Raw genomic sequence first — 22,257 nt, forward strand, 5'->3', positions numbered from 1 at the left:
CGGCAAGACGTGCGCTTACTGTTTCTTTTTCCGCCCGGATTGCGTTTCCGCCGGGCGGGAAGCTTTCAGCCTTTTCAGTTTCCACTTGTTCCAGAAAAGCAGCTCGTTCCACTTGTTGAAGTCTTTCTTGAAAACGATACCTATGCCCTGGGTGGTAAGGTTGGTTTTGGTGTAATACCGGTCGTTGGTTTCGTTGTATGCTTTCAGGCGTATGTCGCCGGAACGGTTTACGAGCCATTCGGCCTGGAAGTCACCCACGAAGTTCGTGTTTGCCATAGGGTTGTCGCGGTAGCCGAAGTTGCCGTTGATAAGCAGGCGGTTGTTCAGCAACTGCCCGGAAAGCATGGTTTCGAATTCCATGTCTGTCCAGCCCTTTTCGCCGGTACTGAAGTTGGTTCCGAAGTTCCAGTTGTTGCTGTCGATAATCTGCGAGAGCGCATTGTTCAACTGCCCGGAAAGGGTGGAGGACAGTACGCTCGACATCATGTTGGAGTTGCTCGTGGCGTCCACATTCTCCGGAGTATAGAATTTGCCGATACCCAGCAGGTAGAGTATCTGTAGGTTCATCTGTTCGTCCGTGGGGATGTAGTTCCGCACCAACGCCTGCACCTCGTCGCGCTCGTTGGGCAGTTCCAGGCTCATCTTGATATCCGGCGAGGTGAGCTGCCCGGTCAGTGCCATGAGGCAGTTTACCTTGATACTGGTCTGGTTGACGTAGCTGCTGGCATCGGGAATCAGGTCGTTCAGCGAAGCGGAGCTTACGAGGTAGCTTGCCTGAATGTCGAGAGTAGCGTCGAGCGGCGGGCCGTTGAAGGTAATGGTGCTTCCGTCTTTGATGATGAAGTCCTTGCGGATTACTTCCTGTAGGCTGAATTTATAGACTCCCTGGCTGATACGGTAGCTGCCGAACATCTTCACATCTCCTTTATTATAGAACTCGGTACGGATGTTGCCCGTGCCTTTCCCGCTGATGTAGTCGCCGGCAATGGGGTCCATGATGATTTTCATGGTGGCATCCGGGGTGGCGTCTATCAGGAGGTTCAGGCGGATGTCGGTATCGCTTTCTTTCTCCAAGATTTCCCTCTGCGCCTGCTCGTATTCCGAAATAAGCACAACGGAGTCTTGCAGTACACGGCGCGGCGTCTTGTCTACGAACCGGATGAACTGGTTGCTGACTGCCGAGGCAACGCCCTCCTTCATGTAGGTGAAGTTGGTGTTACGGTTGGTGGTCATTGCCACGTCGATGTTCACCCCGTCTGCCGCGTTGCCGGCAATGGTGGCATTGCCCGTGCCGTATACAGTTCCGTAGAAGGGGAAGTCGGGAGATTCTTTGGTGTTCATCAGCAGCATGTCGTTCACATCGAACTGGAAGCGGTACTCCAGGTTCTTGAAGTGGCGGTAGTGCAGGTAGCCGTTGGCCCGTCCCTGGTGTCCTTGCGTGTCGAAGATGCGGTTGTTACGGAAGGTGAGCCCGCCCGGTTCGATAAGGATGCTGTCTTTCAGGGAGAAGGTAGTGTTGAGCACATCCACTTTCATGGAAGCGTCGCCGAATACGCGCCCCTCCATTGTCAGCGCCTTGAACTTGCCGTAGAAATGCACACGGCCGCTGGCACGCCCGTTGAATTCCGGGGTGATGCTTTGCATATAGTGGTGGATGAATTTCAGGTTGGTACTGTCGGCCTCAATCTGCAAGTCGAGCGAGCTGGTGGGCTTTATCGGATAGATGTAGCCGTACACATGGCTCCTTGCAATGTCTTTCTCGCGGATATGCGCATCCAGGTAGATGCCTTTTACGTCGTGATGCCATTCGCCGTGTATGCGGGCGTCGCCCAACAGCCCTTCGTTCAGGCCGAGGTTGCGGATGAATAGGTCGGTACTCATTACCGGCTTTTTAAGCACGCCGCTGGCATATGCCGGACCGGTGGCTTCACCCTTGAAATTGACCCCCAGGTTGGCAATGTCGAATACATAACCTATGTTTATCTCTTTCAGGTTCAGGTGCACCGTGTCCTGGGGCTGGTCGGACACGGTTCCGTTTATCAGCAGGTGGCGTTCCTCGTGGCTGAAGTAGAAGTTGTCCACGTGTATCTTGCCCGAGTCCACCACGATTTGCGAGGGGTGTATCTTCCAGACGGTATCGTTGAGGATGACGTTCGTTTCTTGTACGTCGACAATCGTTTTCAGGGCGGGGATACTTTTCTTCCTGCCTTTGCGGGCAGCGCTTGCCGTATGCTGCTGCCGGTTGTCCTCCGGTATTTGCGGCAGAGACTCGCGGATAAACCGGGTCATGGTTGCCAGCTTACCGCTGTAAGTTACGGCGCTGCTGTTTCCCCAGTTGAATACGGTTTGTATCCGGTCGTCCTTGGCTTTGGCCTCTAAGGCTACGTTTACCGCACCGGTAGGTTTCCGGTTGGTGAAGCGGACTTTCGCCTGGAACTGCTCGCCGGGGTTCTCGCAGAGAATTACGCCCGATTCGAAGAACTTTTCTCCATAGCTCAGCCGCGGAAAGTAGCCTTCTACGCGCAGCCGTTGCGCCTTGTCGTTGAAGTAGCCCTTCAGCGTGGAGTGGGTGTATATTTTCAGCGGTATCTGGAATATGGTGGATAGCAGCTCCACGTCGTAGATGTGGAAGTCGAAGTGGAAGTTGTTTTCCGTTTTCCGGGGTTTCTTGTCCGGCAGTATCAGGGCGGGGATGTAGCGCCGCATGATGTTGAGTACGCTGGCAGGCAGGGTCTGGTAGGAATAATCGCCTTCGATGCTACCCCGCAGAAAGCCGGAGTTTACGGTGAGCCGTTTCCGGTACTCGCTGTCTTGGGTGGCTGCAATCCGCAGGTTGTCCATAAAGAAATCCTGCTCGGGGGCGGTGTATTGCAGGCTGTCGATGTTGATTTCACCGTTCATGTCGTTTATGGAACTGCCGGTGAAATCGGCTTTTATCTTTACCGATATCTCCGTGTCCTTGTATTTGGGGGTCAGGTGGAGGGCATTCGGGCGGAAATGTTCGATAGCCGCGCGGAAATTGAACGTGGGAGTCTGCCCGGTGGTATTGACGGCGCCGTTCAGTTGTACCGCCCCGTTCGTATCGTCGAAGGCTACGTTTCCGTTGAAGCCGCCCTGCTTGTATTCTCCGTCCAGTGCGATGTTCTCGTAGGTATAGTCGCTGTAATCGATAGATGCGATTAGCCCTTTCATCGTAATGGAAGGGTAGCCCGTCCGGTAGTGGTTGCCCTGGACGTCCATATTGAACGTCACTCTCTTGAATTTATTGTTGTCCAGTAATTTGCCCAGTTCGAAACCGGCCGTTTTCACTGCACCGGAGTAGGAGAAGTGCCCCTTTTCCTTGTCGGAGCTGAGCTTGACGTCCGTCTGTATGCTGCCTATGTCCGTACGCACCTCGCCGTAGGTCACCAAATCGGTGAAGTAGCCCGAGATTTGTCCCCGGAACGACACCGTGCCCAGGTGCTGCACTACCGGCGGAAGCCCCTTATACTCTTTGCTCAGGTTGCGGGCGAAGAATGCGATGCCCTCCGAGTCGGCATATAGATTGGACAGGTTGCCGAAGATATAGGCATCCTGGGGACGCGACAAGTCCTGTAAGGATACGTCGCCTCTCAGCAGGAAGTGGTTACCGGCGGAGATTAGCAGTTTCGTGCAGTCAAGCTGGTCTACCGTTCCGCTGGCTTCCATTTCCAGCCGTACGTTCTCTTTGAAAGATTCGAAGGCGGGCACGAAAGCCGATAAGTCTTGAAGCCCCACTTCCGAAGGCAGCAGGTGGAATGCGAAGCGCACATCGCGGGTAAAGTTGCCGAGGGCTTTCAGGCTGTCGTACTCCAGACGAATCGTATCCATTGCTACGGATGTGTTGGGCAGGTCGATAGCAAAGTTCTCTATCCGCATCTTGCGGTCGTTGGCAACTATCTTGAGGCTCAGCTTTTTCAGTTCGAAACCGGAGTGTTCCTCTTCGACGCTCATTCGCTTAATGGCGGCGTTAATCGAGTCGTTTTGCAACGCCTTCAAAGATATGTTGGCAAGGATGTTAGACAGGCGGATGTGCTGCGGATTGAACTTTCCCGGCGTCTTGTCCGCCGACAGCACATCGTACGACACCCTTCCGCGCCGTATCAGCAGCGAGTTGATGCGGAGGTCTAAGTTGCTCTTTTTCTTGACGGTATCTTGGGAGGCAAAAGCATCGAGTACGAACTGGAAGTTGGTTTTCGCCTTGGGGTCTGGGCGTTCCAGGTTGGCGTTGAAGCTGAATAATTGCACGTTGCCGATAGATATTTTCCCGTTGAACAGGGGGAGTATCTCGAATTTCACCGAGAGGCGTCCTATCTTCAACAGCTCCTTTCCCGAGCGGTCGTCCAGTATCAGGTCGTCGATAATGATGCGGTTCAGCAATCCTATGTTTATCCGCCCGATAGTGAGCTTGCTGCCTAATACGGAACTTAATTCGTCGGCTACGAGTACGGACATCCGGTGCTGGACGTAAGGAACGTTCAGCAATAAAATTACTCCGATATAGAGCCCCAATACTATACCGATTATCCAGCGTACTGTCGTTTTAAGCGTTCTGATAGGCAGTTAATTTTTTGTTCAGCCAACAAAAATATGAAATAATACGTTATGGATACTACTTTTATCACTACTTTTGCAGCGTTTAAACGTAAATAAACACTATGAGTACAATAATCTTAGGAATAGAATCTTCATGCGATGACACTTCCGCGGCAGTCATCAGGGACGGCTATCTGCTGTCGAACGTGGTGGCAAGCCAGGCAGTGCATGAGGCATACGGAGGGGTAGTGCCCGAACTGGCTTCGCGGGCGCATCAGCAGAACATCGTGCCGGTGGTGCATGAAGCCTTGAAGCGTGCCGGAGTAACGAAAGAGGAGCTGAGTGCAGTGGCGTTTACACGCGGTCCGGGACTAATGGGCTCTCTGCTGGTAGGTGTGTCGTTCGCCAAAGGTTTCGCCCGTTCCTTAGGTATCCCAATGATTGATGTTAACCACTTGACAGGACATGTGTTAGCTCATTTCATTAAAGCGGAAGGTGAAGATAACGCCCAGCCCGGTTTTCCTTTCCTTTGCCTGTTGGTTTCCGGTGGAAATTCCCAGATTATCCTGGTAAAAGCATACAATGATATGGAAATACTGGGGCAGACGATAGACGATGCCGCTGGCGAGGCTATCGATAAGTGCTCCAAAGTAATGGGGTTGGGCTATCCCGGCGGGCCTATTATCGACAAACTCGCACGCCAGGGCAATCCGAAAGCCTTTACTTTCAGCAAGCCGCATATTCCGGGGCTGGATTACAGTTTCAGCGGGCTGAAAACATCGTTCTTGTATTCTTTGCGGGACTGGATGAAGGATGACCCCGATTTCATCGAGCATCATAAGGCAGACTTGGCTGCTTCGCTGGAAGCTACCGTTGTCGATATTCTAATGGATAAGCTGCGTAAGGCGGCAAAACAGTATAATATCAGGGAAGTCGCCGTTGCAGGAGGCGTATCCGCCAATAACGGCTTGCGCAACTCTTTCCGGGAGCATGCCGGAAAGTATGGCTGGAACATATTCATTCCTAAATTCAGCTATACTACGGATAATGCTGCGATGATTGCCATTACCGGGTATTTCAAGTACTTGGACAAGGATTTTTGCCCGATAGAGGCACCTGCCTACTCGCGTGTCACCCTATAATATAATAAGGTATAAGGTATGAAGTTGGAAGAGGAGATAGGAGAACTGCTGAAAGCGAAGAAATTGTCCCTTTCCACCGCCGAAAGTTGTACCGGCGGCGGGATAGCCGCCTCGATAACTTCCGTTCCGGGAAGCTCGGAGTATTTCAAGGGCGGTATCGTGGCATATTCCAACGAGGTGAAGGAAGCTTTGCTGCATGTTTCTGCCGAAACGCTGGCAAAACATGGTGCGGTGAGCCGGGAAACCGTGGTGGAAATGGCGAAAGGTGCGATGAAAACGCTGAAAACGGATTGCGCAATAGCTACCTCGGGCATTGCGGGTCCCGGTGGCGGTACGCCGGAAAAGCCGGTAGGTACGGTATGGATAGCCGTTGCTTATAAAAATGAAATTACAGCCATGAAGCAGGAGGGAGACTGCGGAAGGGCGGGAAATGTACGGAAAGCCGTCCGAAACGCCCTGCTGATGCTTTGTGACAGGCTGAAATGAGGAAAAAATATTATCGCACAGCGAATTATTTTAGGAAAAACTTGTTTTGTAACGATAAAAGTGCTTACTTTGCGCTCTGTTTGAAATAAGTATAGATAAAAACTATAAAATAAAGATAGAAATGTCGAAGATTTGTCAAATTACCGGAAAGAAAGCCATGATTGGCAACAATGTTTCACACTCAAAGAGAAGAACCAAAAGAACCTTTGATTTGAACTTGTTTAACAAGAAGTTCTATTATGTAGAACAGGACTGCTGGATCAGTCTGAGCATTTGCGCTAACGGCCTGCGCATCATTAACAAAAAAGGTCTGGATGCTGCTTTGAAGGATGCAGTAGCCAAGGGTTATTGTGATTGGAAAAGCATTAAAGTAATTGGCTAAAAAGTAGAGGAGAATACTGATTATGGCAAAGAAAGCAAAAGGTAACAGAGTACAGGTGATTCTGGAATGCACGGAACACAAGGATAGCGGTATGCCGGGAACTTCTCGTTATATTACGACGAAGAACAGAAAGAATACTACCGAAAGACTGGAGTTGAAGAAATACAACCCGATTCTGAAGAGAGTGACAGTACATAAAGAAATCAAATAATATAGTATAACCCATGGCAAAGAAAACAGTAGCAAGTTTGCACGAAGGTTCTAAGGAAGGTCGTGCTTATACGAAGGTTATCAAGATGGTGAAGTCTCCTAAAACCGGCGCTTACATCTTCGATGAACAAATGGTTCCTAACGAAAAAGTACAGGACTTTTTCAAGAAATAAAGATAAATGCAGTTGCTGTGAAGCGCTGACGACTTATAAAGTTCCTCTCACCGGGATAATCCGGCGAGGGGATTTTTTTTGCTATTAAATAGCTCCGGTTTTTATTATTTGTCGGTTTTATTATATCTTTGTAGCATAATGTATTGTACAAAAAGGTAGACTATGGGATTTTTTAGCTTTTTCTCTAAAGAAAAGAAAGAAACATTAGATAAGGGATTATCTAAGACGAAAGAAAGTGTGTTCGGCAAGATAGCCCGTGCCGTGGCAGGTAAGTCGAAGGTAGACGACGAAGTTCTGGATAATCTGGAAGAAGTGCTGATAACTTCGGATGTAGGCGTGGAGACGACCTTGAAAATTATCGAACGCATCGAGAAGCGCGCTGCTGACGAAAAATATATGAATGCGCAGGAGCTGAACATGATTTTGCGCGATGAAATCGCAGCTTTGCTGACGGAGAACAATTCGGACGATGTAGAGGACTTCGAAACTCCTGTCACGAAGAAACCTTATGTTATCATGGTAGTCGGCGTAAATGGAGTGGGCAAGACCACTACTATAGGCAAGCTGGCTTATCAGTTTAAGAAAGCCGGCAAAACCGTATATCTGGGTGCGGCCGATACCTTCCGTGCGGCAGCCGTAGAGCAGTTGATGATATGGGGCGACCGCGTAGGCGTGCCCGTCATAAAACAGAAAATGGGGGCAGACCCTGCCTCCGTGGCATTCGATACGCTGAATTCGGCGGTTGCCAATGATGCCGATGTGGTGATTATCGATACGGCCGGACGCCTGCATAACAAAGTAGGCTTAATGAACGAGCTGACTAAAATCAAGAATGTGATGAAAAAGGTAGTACCGGATGCACCTGATGAAGTGCTGCTCGTGCTGGACGGCTCTACGGGGCAAAATGCGTTTGAGCAGGCCAAGCAATTCACACTGGCTACGGAAGTTACGGCAATGGCTGTAACCAAGCTGGACGGTACGGCCAAGGGTGGTGTCGTAATAGGTATTTCCGACCAGTTCAGAATTCCTGTAAAATATATCGGCCTGGGAGAAGGCATGGAAGATTTGCAGGTTTTCCGCAAGAAAGAATTTGTTGATTCATTGTTCGGGGAGAATGCATGAAACGGAAAACCATTGATATAATAACATTAGGTTGTTCTAAAAATTTAGTGGATTCGGAGCATTTGATGCGCCAATTGGAGGAAGCCGGTTACTGTGTGACGCATGATGCCGAACGTCCGGAGGGACAGATTGCGGTAATCAATACCTGCGGTTTCATCGGTGATGCAAAGGAAGAATCCATAAATATGATTCTGGAGTTTGCGCAGGCAAAGGAAGAAGGAAGTTTGGAGAAACTCTACGTCATGGGCTGCCTGTCGGAACGTTATCTGAAGGAGCTGGCGATTGAAATCCCTCAGGTTGACAAGTTTTATGGTAAGTTCAACTGGAAAGAGCTGTTGCAGGATTTGGGCAAGGCATACCGTGACGAGCTTCATATAGAACGCACGCTCACTACCCCCGGACATTATGCGTACCTGAAAATATCCGAAGGGTGCGACCGCAAGTGTTCGTATTGCGCAATCCCCATTATTACGGGGCGGCACGTGTCGCGTCCGATAGAAGAAATCCTGGACGAGGTGAAGTATCTCGTAGCCCGCGGGGTAAAAGAGTTCCAGGTAATAGCCCAGGAGCTGACGTACTATGGCGTCGATTTGTACAAAAAGCAGATGTTGCCCGAATTAATCGAGAAAATCTCCGAAATTCCGGGAGTAGAGTGGATACGCCTGCATTATGCTTATCCCGCTCATTTTCCTGTGGATTTATTCCGTGTGATGCGCGAGCGTCCTAATGTGTGCAAGTATATGGATATTGCCTTGCAGCACATCAGCGACAATATGCTGGATAAAATGCGCCGGCATGTAACCAAGGAAGAAACCTACCGTTTGATAGAGAAATTCCGTGAGGAAGTCCCCGGAATTCATCTGCGTACCACGCTTATGGTGGGGCATCCGGGAGAAACGGAGGCCGACTTTGAAGAGCTGAAAGAGTTCGTCCGCAAGGTGCGTTTCGATAGAATGGGGGCATTTGCGTATTCCGAGGAAGAGGGGACATATGCGGCGGCTCATTATGAGGACACCATTCCGCAGGAAACGAAACAGGCGCGCTTGGACGAATTGATGTCTATTCAGCAGGGCATTTCGGCAGAATTGAGTGCGGTGAAAGTGGGCAGGCGGATGAAGGTGATTATAGACCGCCTGGAGGGTGATTACTATGTCGGACGTACGGAATTCGATTCTCCGGAGGTAGACCCTGAAGTACTGATTGAACGCGGGGATAAGGTGCTGAATATCGGTAACTTTTACCAGGTAGAGATAATAAACTCCGATGATTTCGACCTTTTTGGCCGGATTATTTAAATATTTTTCCCGAACTCCTTGTATATATGGGGAAGATTTGCTAATATAGCACCGTAGTTCACAATTTTAAAGCTTGAATTTTGAATAACAAAGAATTTACTTCTGAATTGTCACGGAGGTTGGGGTACACCGTAAAGGATACCTCGGAACTGATTACCTTTTTGTTGTCGGACATGACGCGGCAGTTGGAAGACGGAAATACGATTTCCGTGCAAGGCTTTGGAACATTCGAGGTGAAAAAAAAAGCGGAACGTATCTCTGTAAATCCTACGACCAGACAGCGTATGCTGGTTCCGCCTAAGCTGGTGCTGACTTACAAACCCAGTACGTTGTTAAAAGATAAGTTTAAGTAATCTTTCTTTTAAATCTTCCATAGTATATGAATGAGAAGCTGAACATACAGAACTTGATTGAACTGCTGGCTGAAAAGCACGGCATGAGCAAGAGAAATGCTGATAGTTTCGTGAAGGAATTTTTCCAGTTGATTGAAGAAGCGCTGGAAAAAGACAAATATGTGAAGATAAAAGGATTGGGAGCTTTTAAACTGATTGATGTAGAAAGCCGCGAAAGCGTCAATGTAAATACTGGAGAGAGATTTGAAATACAAGGGCATACGAAAGTTTCGTTTACTCCCGAACCTGCCCTGAAAGATATTATCAATAAACCGTTCTCGCATTTTGAAACGGTTGTGCTCAATGACAACACGGTTTTGGAAGACACCCCCATAGATAGCGGCAATGAGGACGAAGAAGATACGGAGCAAAGGGTAGAAGCAGTTGCCGGTACGTCCGAGGAAGTTATTGCATTCGAAGAAACCGGTATGCTGGGAGAAACGGAGACACCGGAACCGGCCGTGACGTTGACGGAAACGGTGTTACCGGAAAAAGCGGTATCTTCGGAAGAAGCAGTGGCTTCGGAGGAAGCGGCGGCTTCGGATAAAACCGGGTATCCTGAGCAAACCGAGGTATTGACGGAAACGGAACCTCTGGTGGAAACAGAGCCTTTGAAAGCACCGGAGATTTCGAAAGAGACGGAACATTTGAAAGAACCGGAAGCCCCAAGAGAACCGGAAACTCCGAGGGAAATCGAACTTCCGGCAGAAACAGCGGCTACGAAAGAAAAAGAAGCTCCGAAAGAAAAAGAAGCGGAGAATCCGAAAGAGGCGGAACCCCTGGAAAAAGAAATAACGCCTTCGGGAGAAGCAAAACCGGAGAAGGCAGACGTACCGCCGCCCGCCGATTCTTCCACAATGAAATATTTCATAAGTATCGTCGTGTTCGTGGTACTGTTATGCGCGGGAGCCGTGACCTATTTATATTGTCCGGATTTATTCGATAATCTATCTTCCGAGCCCCCTGTAAAGAAAGAAGTGGCCGCTGCCATGCCGGATAAACCGGTAAATAATACGGTTGCAGCCGATACTACCGCTGCCAAAGATACCACAGCTATTGCCAAGGCAGATACGGTGTCGAAGAAAACCGTTGCCGAACCCGTGGCAAAGAAACCGGATGCGCCTGCCGTTGCCAAGCAACCTGCTCCCGTTCCGGCTCATACCGCACCGGCGTCCCGTCCCCGGAAACAGGTTGAAGCCGCATACGTGCCCGATTCTACCAGTTATACGATTACGGGAACGGAGACGAAATACACGATTAAGCCGGGAGAGACACTGACCAGGGTTTCCCTTCGCTTCTATGGCACAAAGGCGCTTTATCCGTATATCGTAAAGCATAACCGGGATATTATCAAGAAACCGAATAACGTACCCGCAGGTACGACGATAAAGATACCGAAATTAGTAAAGAAGCAGTAAAATATTACTGCTTCTTTTTTTGTTAAATACTAAACTCTATGAAAGTAGTTTAATCTAAAGGTTTCGCATAGTTTTTTAATAAAAATTAGTTGCTATGGTTAATTTATTCCCGTACTTTTGGGAGCGAAAACATAATTGCCGGTATCCGACCGGGTTAACATGAAAATTGAACATTAAAAATATATTGATTTATGGCTGAAACAATTGATATCCGCGAACTGAACGAGCGGATTGAAAGACAAAGTGCTTTCGTTACCAATCTTACTACGGGCATGGACCAGGTTATTGTAGGACAAAAGCACCTGGTAGAGTCGTTGTTAATCGGTTTGCTGTCCGACGGACACGTATTGCTGGAAGGTGTGCCCGGTTTGGCAAAGACCCTGGCTATCAAGACGCTGGCTTCATTGATTGATGCGCAATACAGCCGCATTCAGTTTACGCCGGACTTGCTGCCTGCCGACGTTATCGGTACGATGGTTTACAGCCAGAAAGACGAGAGTTTCCAGGTAAAGAAAGGCCCCATATTCGCTAATTTCGTATTGGCGGACGAAATAAACCGTGCTCCGGCGAAAGTTCAGAGCGCCTTGCTGGAAGCCATGCAGGAGCGCCAGGTCACGATAGGCAAGGAGACATTCAAGCTGCCCGAACCTTTCCTGGTACTTGCAACCCAGAACCCTATCGAGCAGGAAGGTACGTATCCGTTGCCGGAAGCGCAGGTAGACCGTTTCATGCTGAAAGTGGTTATCGATTATCCCAAGCTGGAAGAAGAAAAGCTAATTATACGCCAGAATATAAACGGCGAGAAATTGAATGTGAAGCCTATCTTGAAAGCCGATGAGATTATCGAGGCGCGCAAGGTCGTGCGCCAGGTATATCTGGACGAGAAGATTGAGAAATACATTGTCGATATCGTATTCGCCACCCGTTATCCGGAGAAGTACGATTTGAAAGAGCTGAAAGACATGATTGGATTTGGTGGTTCTCCCCGTGCTTCTATCAATCTGGCATTGGCAGCCCGCAGCTACGCCTTTATCAAGCGTCGCGGCTACGTTATTCCTGAGGACGTACGCGCTGTGGCACACGATGTGTTACGCCACCGTATCGGCCTGACCTACGAGGCGGAAGCAAGCAATATGACCTCGGACGAAATCGTCAGCAGGATACTGAATAAGGTCGAAGTGCCTTAACCGTCCGGTTAATATCGTACCGGAAAACGATAGTGGAACGATGTGCCTGCCTTTTACTGAAACGCAGGAAGAGATTTACTAAATCTGTACCGGAGTTTTAGTAAAAGGGCGGGAAAGATTTAGTAAAACGTTTTTGCGGGCGCTGAGTAATTGTTTATTAAACATGCATGTATCACTGAATGGAAACTACTGATTTATTAAAAAAAGTCCGTCAGATTGAAATCAAGACGCGCGGATTATCCAATAATATCTTTGCAGGCCAGTATCATTCGGCTTTCAAGGGTAGGGGTATGGCATTTTCCGAAGTGCGCGAATATCAGTTTGGCGACGATATACGTGATATAGACTGGAATGTGACGGCGCGTTTCCACAAACCCTTTGTGAAAGTGTTCGAGGAAGAACGCGAACTGACCGTGATGTTGCTGGTAGATGTTTCCGGCAGTTTGGAATTCGGTACGGTGAAGCAGATGAAGAAAGATATGGTGACGGAAATTGCCGCTACGCTGGCTTTTTCCGCCATACAGAATAATGATAAAATCGGTGTCATCTTCTTTTCAGACCGGATAGAGAAGTTTATCCCGCCCAAGAAGGGGCGTAAGCATATATTGTACATCATCCGTGAGTTGATTGACTTTCATCCGGAAAGCCGCCGGACTAATATCCGCCTCGGCCTGGAGTATCTTACGAATGTTATGAAGCGCCGTTGTACCGCTTTCGTCCTGTCGGACTTCATCGACCGGGAGAGCTTTAAAAATGCCATGACCATTGCCAACCGCAAGCATGATGTGGTGGCGATACAGGTTTATGACCGCCGTGTGGAGGAATTGCCTGCCGTAGGCCTGATGAAGATAAAGGATGCGGAAACCGGGCATGAGCAGTGGATTGACACTTCTTCCCGCGCCGTGCGCCGCGCTCACCATGACTGGTGGGTGGACAAGCAGGCGGAACTGAACGAAACGTTTACCAAAAGCAATGTCGATAACGTGTCGGTACGTACCGATCAGGATTATGTAAAGGCATTGATGAATTTGTTTGCGAAACGAAATTAATCGGAAAATGAAAAGATATTTATTTCTGATAACGCTGCTGGCAGCACTGGCAGGTAGGGCAACCGCCCAGTCGGTGACGGTGGATGCTACAATCGACTCCTTGCAAATCCTTATCGGAGAGCAGGCAAAAATTAAGCTCCAGGTGTCGCTGGACGCTGATAAGCGTGCCATTTTTCCTGCCTATGCCGACACCCTGGTACGCGGAGTGGAGATTATCGATATTGCCAAGCCGGATACGCAGATGCTGAACGACGGCAGGCGGTCGTTGATAACCCAGGAGTACACCATTACTTCTTTTGACTCGGCGCTTTATTATTTGCCGCCCATGGAGGTGCTTGTCGATAACAAGGCATACCGCTCCAAGGCTTTGGCTTTGAAGGTATATTCTATGCCGGTAGATACGCTGCATCCCGATTTGTTTTTCGGCCCGAAGCCCGTAATGAAGGCTCCCTTTGCATGGGAGGACTGGTATATGTCTATCTCTTGCGCTGTGCTGTTCGTGCCGTTCCTCTTGCTGCTTATCTATCTCGTGAAACGTATCCGCGATAACAAGCCGATTATCCGCAAGGTGAAGGTGGAGCCCAAGCTGCCTCCGCACCAGTTGGCCATGCAGGAGATAGAGCGTATCAAGAGCGAGAAGGTTTGGCAGAAAGGACAGCCGAAGGAATATTATACGGAATTGACGGATACTATTCGTACGTATATAAAAGACCGTTTCGGGTTCAATGCACTGGAAATGACCTCCTCCGAAATTATTGATAATTTGTTGGAAATGAACGATAAGGAGGCGATAGCCGATTTGCGTACCTTGTTCCAGACTGCGGATTTGGTGAAGTTTGCCAAGCATAACCCGCTGATGAACGAGAATGACGCCAATCTGATTAATGCAATCGACTTTATCAATGATACCAAGGAGAAGGAAGACGAGAATGCCAAGCCGCAACCCACCGAGATTACCATTATCGAGAAGCGCTCTTTGCGTACCAAGATACTGCTCGGTGCCGGAATCGCAGCTTTGGCGGCGGCTCTTATCGGCTCGTTGGTGTATATAGGTTTGGAGCTGTACAACTATTTTGCCTGATGACAGGAGGTGCGCTTCAATCATAAATCGTAAATCGTAAAATTGTAGATATCATGGTTTTTGCCAATATTGAATATTTATTTTTGCTGCTGTTGCTTATACCTTATATAGTATGGTATATCATGAAGCGGAAGAACAGCGAAGCTACGCTTCAGATTTCGGACGCCCGTGTGTATGCGCATACCCCAAAGAGCTATAAGAACTATTTGCTGCATGTACCGTTTGCACTGCGGGTTATCGCCCTGGCGCTGGTTATCCTTGTTTTAGCCCGGCCGCAAACTACCAATAGCTGGCAGAATAGTGAGATTGAGGGTATCGATATAATGCTTGCCATAGACGTTTCTACCAGTATGCTTGCCGAAGACCTGAAACCTAACCGGTTGGAAGCGGCTAAGGATGTGGCGGCGGAGTTCATTAACGGACGCCCGAATGATAATATCGGTATCACACTGTTTGCCGGGGAGAGCTTCACGCAATGCCCGCTGACGGTAGACCACGCCGTCCTTCTGAATTTGATAAAGGATGTAAAGTGTGGTCTTATCGAGGACGGTACGGCGGTGGGTATGGGTATTGCCAATGCGGTTACCCGGTTGAAAGACAGTAAGGCAAAATCGAAGGTAATTATCCTCTTGACGGACGGTACGAATAACAGGGGAGATATTTCTCCGCTGACGGCTGCCGAGATAGCGAAAAGTTTCGGTATCCGTGTCTATACTATCGGTGTAGGTACTAACGGTATGGCTCCATATCCGTATCCGGTAGGCGGAACGGTGCAATATGTAAGCATGCCGGTGGAAATCGACGAAAAGACCCTGACACAGATTGCCGGAACGACAGAAGGTAATTATTTCCGTGCTACGAGTACTTCGAAGCTGAAAGAGGTGTATGGCGAGATAGACAAGCTGGAGAAAACGAAACTGAGTGTGAAGGAGTACAGCAAGCGCCAGGAAGAGTACCGTTGGTTTGCCTTGGCGGCTTTCTTGTGTGTGCTGTTAGAGGTGTTGTTGCGTAACTCGGTATTGAAGAAAATACCGTAATACGCCATTGTGCGGGGTGTTTTCCCGGATGTGCCTTGTCGCGCACGGATATAGTAAATAGTAAATCGTAAAATAGTAAATAAAGAGATGTTCCGATTTGAAGAACCTGCATATTTGTACTTGTTGCTGTTGCTGCCTCTATTGGCGGCCTTCTACTTGTATTCCAATTACCGGAGGCGGAGGGATATCCGCAAGTTCGGCGACCCGGTACTAATGGCACAGTTGATGCCGGATGTATCCAGGTATCGCCCGGATGTGAAGTTTTGGATGGTATTTGCCGCTATCGGGCTGTTTGCTGTACTGTTGGCGCGTCCCCAGTTCGGCTCTAAGCTGGAAACGGTGAAGCGCCAGGGGGTGGAAGTGATGATTGCACTGGATATTTCGAACTCCATGCTGGCGCAGGATGTACAGCCTAGCCGTTTGCAGAAGGCGAAAAGGCTGGTGGCGCAGTTAGTGGATAAAATGGAGAATGACAAGGTGGGCATGATTGTGTTTGCGGGCGATGCCTTTACGCAACTTCCTATTACGAGCGATTATATATCGGCAAAGATGTTCCTGGAGTCTATCGACCCTTCCTTGATTTCCAAGCAGGGTACGGCAATCGGGGCGGCCGTCAACCTGGCTTCCCGCAGCTTTACTCCGCAGGAGGGTGTGGGGCGTGCGGTCATTGTCATAACCGACGGTGAGAACCATGAGGGTGGTGCGGTAGAGGCGGCTAAGGCTGCCGCCGAGAAAGGCATCCAGGTGAATGTGCTCGGTGTGGGTATGCCCGAGGGGGCGCCTATTCCGGCGGAAGGAACCAATGATTACCGCCGCGACCGCGACGGCAATGTTATCGTGACCCGTCTGAACGAGCAGATGTGCCAGGAAATCGCCAAGGCAGGCAACGGTATTTATGTGCGTGTGGATAATACGAATGCCGCTCAGAAGGCAATCAGCCAGGAAATCAATAAAATGGCGAAAGCGGATGTGGAGACACAGGTATATACGGAGTTCAACGAGCAGTTCCAGGCCGTAGCATGGATTATTTTGTTGCTGTTGCTGGCCGAGATGCTGGTATTGGAACGCAAGAATCCTTTGTTCCGTAATATTCATTTGTTTTCTAATAAGAAATGATGCGTATGTTACAGAAGAAATATATAGGAATGGTTTTATTGCTGCTAATGGCGGCGGTTACGGTTTCGGCGCAGAAGGCCGAACGCGATTTCATCCGTAAGGGAAACCGTTTTTTCAAGGATAGTGTGTATGTGGATGCGGAGGTGAATTACCGTAAGGCGCTGGAGGTAAATCCCAAGTTTACGATTTCTATGTTTAATCTCGGAAATACGCTGGCGCAGCAAAATAAGTTGCAGGAGGCTATGGAACAGTATGTTGCTGCCACGAAGATAGAGAAGGACAAGGACGGACTGGCACAGATTTATCATAATATGGGGGTTATTTTCCAGTCGCAGAAAGATTATGCGAAGGCGGTGGAGGCATACAAGCAGTCATTGCGCAACAACCCGAAAGATGATGAAACGCGTTATAACCTGGCCTTAGCCCAGAAAATGCTGAAAGACCAGCAACAAAATCAGCAGAACCAGCAGCAGAACCAGGATGACCAACAGCAGCAGGACAAGGAGCAGCAGGATAAGAAAGACCAAAATCAAGACCAGCAACAGAACCAGGAACAGCAACAACCTCCTCAGCAGCAGAAAAAAGACAATGAGATGTCTAAGGAGAATGCGGAGCAGCTTTTGAATTCTGTAATGCAGGATGAGAAGGATGTGCAGGACAAGGTGAAGAAACTGCAGGTTATCCAGGGCGGTCGCCTGGAAAAGGATTGGTAACAAATATAATAGGAAATAATATATGAGAAAAATAATTTTCTTATGGATAGCGCTGATAGCAGTGGGCATGCATGCCTTTGCGGACGACAAGGTGTCGTTTACTGCATCTGCCCCCGATGCCGTGGCGGTAGGTGACCAGTTCAGGCTGTCGTATACGGTGACTACGCAGAAGGTGAGGGATTTCCGGGCTCCTTCCATAAAAGGGTTTGACGTGCTTATGGGGCCCAGCCGTTCGCAGCAGAATAGCGTGCAGATTATTAACGGGCAAACGACTTCTACCAGCAGTATAACATTTACGTATATCCTAATGGCTACTGCCGAAGGTAGTTTTACTATTCCCGGGGCTACTATCACGGCTGAGGGTAATCAAATGGTTTCCAATTCCGTACATGTCAATGTGCTCCCGGCAGACCAGGCAAGCGGAGGGGCTTCCGGCAACAATGGAAGACGGGGCGGCTCGGCAAGTCGTGCTTCGTCGGGGACGTCGGTTTCGAACAGCGACTTGTTTATTACTGCTACGGCCAATAAAACTACTTTGTACGAACAGGAGGCTTTCTTGCTGACTTACAAGATATATACCTTGGTCGATTTGCGTGGCTTCGATAATGTGAAACTTCCGGATTTCAAAGGGTTTCATTCACAGGAAGTCGAGCTGCCTAATGACCGCAAGTGGAGTCTTGAGCATTACAAAGGGAGAAATTACCAGACAACCGTGTACCGCCAGTTCGTGCTGTTTCCGCAACAGTCGGGAAAGCTGACGATTGATGCGGCACGTTTCGATGCGTCTATCGCCAGGGTAACCCAAGTGGCCGACCCTTTTGAGGCGTTTTTCAATGGGGGTAATAATTATGTGGAGGTAAAGAAAACCCTGGTTACTCCTCAGTTAACGGTCAATGTGAAGGCATTGCCGGAGGGTAAACCTGCGGGGTTCTCCGGCGGAGTGGGAGAGTTCAGCATTTCTTCTTCCATAAACAGTACGGATGTCAAGACGAACGATGCCGTCACGTTGAAGCTCGTCATTTCCGGTACGGGTAATCTGAAGCTGATTTCTACTCCGGAAGTCAAATTTCCGGAGGATTTTGAAATCTACGACCCGAAAGTGGATAATAAGTTCCGACTGACGAATGCCGGGCTTTCCGGTAGCCAGGTAATCGAGTATCTCGCTATTCCCCGCAATGCGGGAACATACAAGATTCCTGCGGTGAATTTCAGTTATTTCGATATCAAGTCCCGTACGTATAAGACTTTAACCACGGAGGAATATGTGCTTCGTGTGGAAAAGGGAAGCGGTAATGCCGCACAGACCATTGCCAACTTCACCAACAAGGAAGATTTGAAGGTGCTGAATGAGGATATTCGCTATATCAAGCAGAATGAGGTGATTCTTTCCCGGAAGGGTGATTTCTTCTTCGGTTCTTTGCTCTGTTGGTTGTTCTATATTGTACCGGGTGTTGCATTTGTTTTGTTTTTTATCATCTACCGCAAGCAGATTGCCGCCAATGCCAATGTAGCCAGGATGCGTACGAAGAAGGCGAATAAGGTAGCTGTGAAACGTATGAAGTTGGCGGGTAAGCTTTTGGCGGAGAATAAGAAAGATGCATTCTACGATGAAGTCTTGAAGGCTCTTTGGGGGTATATCAGCGATAAACTGAATATTCCGGTTTCCCGTTTGTCTAAGGATAATGTAGAGGAGGCGCTTCGCAATTACGGTGTGGATGATGTGCTGATAAAGGATTTCCTCGATGCATTGAATAACTGTGAGTTCGCCCGTTTTGCTCCGGGAGATGATAACCAGGCTATGGATAGGGTTTATTCGGATTCTTTGGAGGTAATCAGTAAAATGGAAAACTCTATAAAACATTAATTGGGAGGACATAATGATGAAGAAAATAATATCCTTTACATTGGTACTGTTAATGGCGGTGGCTGTCTGGGGGCAGGGTGCTGGTGCGGATTCCCTGAACCGGACTGCCGGAGACTCTGTTTCCATAGGTTCGCATACGGAGTTTTCTGCGGCGAAATCGTCGGATGACAATGTAACGAAGGCGGAGGGCGACAGTGCATATGTGCGTAATGATTATGCTTCTGCCATTCAAATTTACGAGAGTTTGTTGAAGAAGGGCGAGGCTGCCGAAGTTTATTATAATTTGGGCAATAGTTATTATAAGGCCGGTGATATAGCCAAGGCGATTCTTAATTATGAGCGTGCCTTGTTGTTACAACCGGGTAATGCGGACATTCGTGCCAATTTAGAGATTGCGCGTTCTAAAACGATAGACAAAGTGGTGTCTGTGCCTGATATCTTCTTTGTTGCATGGACTAAGTCGTTGATAAATTGCTTGAGTGTAGATGCCTGGGCTAAATTGGGAGTGGCATTTTTTATTCTTTTGCTCGTATCTTTTTCTTTTTTCTTCTTCTCCAAGCAGATTATGTGGAAGAAAAGCGGGTTTATAGCAGGACTCATATGCCTGGTTCTGGTTGTGGTGAGCAATGTTTTTGCTTCGGAGCAGAAAAGTAAGCTGATGAATCGGAACGAGGCCATTATCTTGTCTCCTAGTGTCACGGTACGGAGTACTCCGAGCGAGAGCGGTACGAGCTTGTTTATCTTGCATGAAGGACATAAAATAGAGATTAAGGATAATTCCATGCGCGAATGGAAAGAAATTCGTTTGGAGGACGGTAAGGTAGGGTGGGTTCCCACTTCTGCAATCGAGGTGATTTAAGAATAGTTTAATACTGAATACGAAGCCCGTATGAGATGTGAGGAGAACCGGTGTCCTCGCATATTCATACGGGCTCTTTGGGTATTTATGAAATGTTAAACATCCGGTAGAAAAATACCGGCAAATAGTTTGTTTTATCTTTTTTTTTCCTTAAGTTTATAGCGTGATAAGAGAATCCAGAGTATTAACCATTAAATTTATGAATATGAGAACAATAACATTTAATGAACTTCGTAAGATTAAAGACTCATTACCAAGTGGTAGTATGCATAGAATAGCCGACGAACTCGGACTTAACGTTGACACAGTAAGAAATTTTTTCGGTGGCCATAACTTTAAGGAAGGCAAAAGCGTAGGGATTCACCTGGAACCCGGTCCGGACGGCGGTTTGGTTATGATTGACGATACTACGGTGCTCGACCGGGCTTTAAAGATTTTAGACGAAATGGCGGGTGAGCCTGCAGAACCCGCTCGAGCTTAAGAAAAGAGAGTAAAAAGAATCCCAATTGCCGAGAAACAATTGGGATTTCTTGTTTGTTTTTATAAACGTATAAATTAGGTACTCGTATGGAAGATAAATTAGTGACATTAGCGATTCTGACGTATGCAAAAGCACAGATACTGAAGAATGTTCTCGAAAATGAAGGAATTGAGACTTACATTCATAATGTAAATCAAATACAGCCGGTTGTATCTTCCGGTGTGCGTGTCCGTATTAAGGAAAGTGATTTACCTCATGCCTTGAAAATTACCGAAAGTTCGGCATGGTTGTCGGAAGAGGTAGTAGGGGGGAAGGCGCCGGAAATAGAGAAGGGGAGTAACAAGGTTATAGTTCCTGTCGATTTTTCGAATTACTCGTTGAAAGCGTGCGAATTCGGCTTCAACTTCGCAAAAAATATAGATGCCGAGGTTGTTTTGCTGCATGTGTATTTTACACCTATTTATGCTACGTCATTGCCTTACGGTGATGTTTTCAACTATCAGTTGAGTGATGAGGAAAATGTAAGGAATATATTGCAGAAGGTGCATTCCGATTTAAATGCTTTATCCGATAAAGTAAAAGCTAAAGTGGTTTCCGGGGAGTTTCCTGATGTAAAATATACTTGTGTATTGAGGGAAGGTATTCCGGAAGAGGAGATATTGCGCTATTCCAAAGAGGTTCGTCCGAGGATTATTGTAATGGGAACACGTGGCAAGAACCAAAAGGACATTGACTTGATTGGTAGTGTGACGGCCGAGGTTATCGAACGTAGCCGCATCCCCGTCTTGGCTATTCCGGAGAATACGCCGTTCAAGCAGTTCAGTGAGGTTAAACGTATTGCATTCATTACGAACTTTGACCAGCGAGATTTAATTGCTTTCGATTCTTTGATAAACAGCTTAAAACCATTTCATTTCTCTGTGTCCTTAATTCATCTTGCCGATGTAAAAGATACTTGGAACGAGATAAAATTAGGTGGTATTAAAGAGTATTTCCAGAAACAGTATCCACAATTAGAGATTCATTACGATGTTGTGGAAAATGATGATTTTCTGAATAGTTTGGATAATTATATTAAAACCAATCACATAGATATTATTACTTTGACATCATATAAACGGAATATATTTTCCCGTTTGTTTAATCCCGGAATCGCCAGAAAGATGATTTTCCATTCCGATACACCGTTATTGGTTATTTATGGACGCCCAAATTGAGTTTCGGTATAAGGTTGTTAGCTCTTTTAGTTGCTTTTGATAATATGCAAATTATGTTTAATATAATAAGCGCATTTAAAGTATATAACTCTACTCTTTCCTTTTAGAGGTAGATGATTTTCTATTCTGATACACTGTTATCGGTTATTTATGGATGCCCTAATTGAGTTTCGGTATAATGTACCTGAACTATTACTAATAAACTTCAAGCTTTGAGGATATATAGGGATATTCAGTAAATGTCCCTAAAAATCAAGATGGCATATGAAGATGATAGAGCATACTCACTTCATATGCCATTTTTATAGTCCTATTCCTGTAATTTCTCACACAATCTTACCCTACAAGACATGACGCTCGGGAAGAAGTCTGAAGACATCTTCTGCCTCTGCCTGTAAAATCATATCATGCCGCTTTCACCGTCCTGTTCCTGATCTTGTCTATCATCAGTACGGCATTTGCCGTATGTATTCCAAAGA

General features: G+C 47.6%; 20 protein-coding genes. 19 read left to right on the plus strand and 1 reads right to left on the minus strand.

Going from position 1 to position 22,257, the window contains the following annotated elements:
- Positions 1 to 15: 15 nt before the first annotated feature.
- Entirely contained in the window at positions 16 to 4,473 is a 4,458-nt protein-coding gene (locus tag C233_RS22805; protein ID WP_051089653.1) for a translocation/assembly module TamB domain-containing protein, read from the minus strand.
- 203 nt (positions 4,474 to 4,676) lie between these two features.
- Here C233_RS22805 and tsaD point away from each other — a divergent pair, with 203 nt between their 5' ends.
- From tsaD to C233_RS0116675, 19 genes are all read left to right on the plus strand, one after another.
- Entirely contained in the window at positions 4,677 to 5,696 is a 1,020-nt protein-coding gene (tsaD, locus tag C233_RS0116585) for a tRNA (adenosine(37)-N6)-threonylcarbamoyltransferase complex transferase subunit TsaD (protein WP_018668677.1), read from the plus strand.
- An 18-nt stretch (positions 5,697 to 5,714) separates the two neighbouring features.
- Positions 5,715 to 6,182 (plus strand): CinA family protein, encoded by a 468-nt coding sequence (locus tag C233_RS0116590; RefSeq protein ID WP_018668678.1) that lies wholly within the window; start codon positions 5,715 to 5,717, stop codon positions 6,180 to 6,182.
- A gap of 121 nt (positions 6,183 to 6,303) precedes the next feature.
- On the plus strand, positions 6,304 to 6,564 hold the full coding sequence (rpmB, locus tag C233_RS0116595) for a 50S ribosomal protein L28 (protein WP_004291052.1): 261 nt from the start codon (positions 6,304 to 6,306) through the stop codon (positions 6,562 to 6,564).
- A gap of 22 nt (positions 6,565 to 6,586) precedes the next feature.
- Entirely contained in the window at positions 6,587 to 6,775 is a 189-nt protein-coding gene (gene rpmG / locus C233_RS0116600) for a 50S ribosomal protein L33 (RefSeq protein WP_002560155.1), read from the plus strand.
- Positions 6,776 to 6,788: 13 nt separating this feature from the next.
- On the plus strand, positions 6,789 to 6,947 hold the full coding sequence (locus C233_RS23760; protein WP_005777897.1) for a DUF4295 domain-containing protein: 159 nt from the start codon (positions 6,789 to 6,791) through the stop codon (positions 6,945 to 6,947).
- A 162-nt stretch (positions 6,948 to 7,109) separates the two neighbouring features.
- Entirely contained in the window at positions 7,110 to 8,069 is a 960-nt protein-coding gene (ftsY, locus tag C233_RS0116610) for a signal recognition particle-docking protein FtsY (protein WP_018668679.1), read from the plus strand.
- Positions 8,066 to 9,364, plus strand: coding sequence for a 30S ribosomal protein S12 methylthiotransferase RimO (rimO, locus tag C233_RS0116615; protein WP_018668680.1), 1,299 nt, complete (start codon positions 8,066 to 8,068; stop codon positions 9,362 to 9,364). Before ftsY ends, rimO begins: the two co-directional genes overlap by 4 nt.
- An 80-nt stretch (positions 9,365 to 9,444) precedes the next feature.
- A complete protein-coding gene (locus C233_RS0116620) occupies positions 9,445 to 9,717 on the plus strand; it encodes an HU family DNA-binding protein (protein ID WP_025069020.1) in 273 nt (90 codons plus the stop codon).
- Positions 9,718 to 9,743: 26 nt separating this feature from the next.
- Entirely contained in the window at positions 9,744 to 11,174 is a 1,431-nt protein-coding gene (locus tag C233_RS0116625; RefSeq protein WP_018668683.1) for an HU family DNA-binding protein, read from the plus strand.
- 191 nt (positions 11,175 to 11,365) lie between these two features.
- Positions 11,366 to 12,361 (plus strand): AAA family ATPase, encoded by a 996-nt coding sequence (locus C233_RS0116630; RefSeq protein WP_018668684.1) that lies wholly within the window; start codon positions 11,366 to 11,368, stop codon positions 12,359 to 12,361.
- Between the two features lie 179 nt (positions 12,362 to 12,540).
- Entirely contained in the window at positions 12,541 to 13,410 is an 870-nt protein-coding gene (locus C233_RS0116635; protein ID WP_018668685.1) for a DUF58 domain-containing protein, read from the plus strand.
- A gap of 7 nt (positions 13,411 to 13,417) precedes the next feature.
- The gene (locus C233_RS0116640) at positions 13,418 to 14,491 is read left to right on the plus strand and encodes a BatD family protein (RefSeq protein WP_018668686.1); all 1,074 of its coding nucleotides are present in this window, start codon (positions 13,418 to 13,420) and stop codon (positions 14,489 to 14,491) included.
- A gap of 53 nt (positions 14,492 to 14,544) precedes the next feature.
- On the plus strand, positions 14,545 to 15,528 hold the full coding sequence (locus tag C233_RS0116645) for a vWA domain-containing protein (RefSeq protein ID WP_018668687.1): 984 nt from the start codon (positions 14,545 to 14,547) through the stop codon (positions 15,526 to 15,528).
- Positions 15,529 to 15,615: 87 nt separating this feature from the next.
- Positions 15,616 to 16,644 (plus strand): VWA domain-containing protein, encoded by a 1,029-nt coding sequence (locus C233_RS0116650; RefSeq protein ID WP_018668688.1) that lies wholly within the window; start codon positions 15,616 to 15,618, stop codon positions 16,642 to 16,644.
- Positions 16,641 to 17,357: a tetratricopeptide repeat protein gene (locus C233_RS0116655; RefSeq protein WP_026314895.1), complete on the plus strand. Its 717-nt coding sequence runs from the start codon at positions 16,641 to 16,643 to the stop codon at positions 17,355 to 17,357. Before C233_RS0116650 ends, C233_RS0116655 begins: the two co-directional genes overlap by 4 nt.
- A gap of 22 nt (positions 17,358 to 17,379) precedes the next feature.
- Complete coding sequence (locus C233_RS0116660; protein ID WP_018668690.1) at positions 17,380 to 19,221, plus strand: BatD family protein; 1,842 nt, start codon at positions 17,380 to 17,382, stop codon at positions 19,219 to 19,221.
- 13 nt (positions 19,222 to 19,234) lie between these two features.
- Entirely contained in the window at positions 19,235 to 20,080 is an 846-nt protein-coding gene (locus C233_RS0116665; RefSeq protein ID WP_025069021.1) for a tetratricopeptide repeat protein, read from the plus strand.
- A 199-nt stretch (positions 20,081 to 20,279) separates the two neighbouring features.
- Positions 20,280 to 20,561, plus strand: coding sequence for a hypothetical protein (locus C233_RS0116670; RefSeq protein ID WP_018668692.1), 282 nt, complete (start codon positions 20,280 to 20,282; stop codon positions 20,559 to 20,561).
- 86 nt (positions 20,562 to 20,647) lie between these two features.
- Positions 20,648 to 21,778, plus strand: coding sequence for a universal stress protein (locus tag C233_RS0116675; RefSeq protein WP_018668693.1), 1,131 nt, complete (start codon positions 20,648 to 20,650; stop codon positions 21,776 to 21,778).
- Positions 21,779 to 22,257 lie beyond the last annotated feature (479 nt).

The sequence above is a fragment of the Bacteroides gallinarum DSM 18171 = JCM 13658 genome, from assembly GCF_000374365.1.
Classification (GTDB): Bacteria; Bacteroidota; Bacteroidia; order Bacteroidales; family Bacteroidaceae; genus Bacteroides; species Bacteroides gallinarum.

Excerpts from the sequence above, each read along its gene's own strand:
- C233_RS0116665 (WP_025069021.1), top strand. The coding sequence starts at position 19,235 with ATGATGAAGAAAATAATATCCTTTACATTGGTACTGTTAATGGCGGTG.
- C233_RS0116675 (WP_018668693.1), top strand. The coding sequence starts at position 20,648 with ATGGAAGATAAATTAGTGACATTAGCGATTCTGACGTATGCAAAAGCA.
- tsaD (WP_018668677.1), top strand. The coding sequence starts at position 4,677 with ATGAGTACAATAATCTTAGGAATAGAATCTTCATGCGATGACACTTCC.
- C233_RS0116655 (WP_026314895.1), top strand. The coding sequence starts at position 16,641 with ATGATGCGTATGTTACAGAAGAAATATATAGGAATGGTTTTATTGCTG.
- C233_RS0116660 (WP_018668690.1), top strand. The coding sequence starts at position 17,380 with ATGAGAAAAATAATTTTCTTATGGATAGCGCTGATAGCAGTGGGCATG.
- C233_RS0116670 (WP_018668692.1), top strand. The coding sequence starts at position 20,280 with ATGAATATGAGAACAATAACATTTAATGAACTTCGTAAGATTAAAGAC.
- ftsY (WP_018668679.1), top strand. The coding sequence starts at position 7,110 with ATGGGATTTTTTAGCTTTTTCTCTAAAGAAAAGAAAGAAACATTAGAT.
- C233_RS0116640 (WP_018668686.1), top strand. The coding sequence starts at position 13,418 with ATGAAAAGATATTTATTTCTGATAACGCTGCTGGCAGCACTGGCAGGT.
- C233_RS0116650 (WP_018668688.1), top strand. The coding sequence starts at position 15,616 with ATGTTCCGATTTGAAGAACCTGCATATTTGTACTTGTTGCTGTTGCTG.
- C233_RS0116630 (WP_018668684.1), top strand. The coding sequence starts at position 11,366 with ATGGCTGAAACAATTGATATCCGCGAACTGAACGAGCGGATTGAAAGA.
- C233_RS0116635 (WP_018668685.1), top strand. The coding sequence starts at position 12,541 with ATGGAAACTACTGATTTATTAAAAAAAGTCCGTCAGATTGAAATCAAG.
- C233_RS22805 (WP_051089653.1), bottom strand. The coding sequence starts at position 4,473 with ATGTCCGTACTCGTAGCCGACGAATTAAGTTCCGTATTAGGCAGCAAG.
- C233_RS0116645 (WP_018668687.1), top strand. The coding sequence starts at position 14,545 with ATGGTTTTTGCCAATATTGAATATTTATTTTTGCTGCTGTTGCTTATA.
- rpmB (WP_004291052.1), top strand. The coding sequence starts at position 6,304 with ATGTCGAAGATTTGTCAAATTACCGGAAAGAAAGCCATGATTGGCAAC.
- rpmG (WP_002560155.1), top strand. The coding sequence starts at position 6,587 with ATGGCAAAGAAAGCAAAAGGTAACAGAGTACAGGTGATTCTGGAATGC.
- C233_RS23760 (WP_005777897.1), top strand. The coding sequence starts at position 6,789 with ATGGCAAAGAAAACAGTAGCAAGTTTGCACGAAGGTTCTAAGGAAGGT.
- C233_RS0116590 (WP_018668678.1), top strand. The coding sequence starts at position 5,715 with ATGAAGTTGGAAGAGGAGATAGGAGAACTGCTGAAAGCGAAGAAATTG.
- C233_RS0116625 (WP_018668683.1), top strand. The coding sequence starts at position 9,744 with ATGAATGAGAAGCTGAACATACAGAACTTGATTGAACTGCTGGCTGAA.
- rimO (WP_018668680.1), top strand. The coding sequence starts at position 8,066 with ATGAAACGGAAAACCATTGATATAATAACATTAGGTTGTTCTAAAAAT.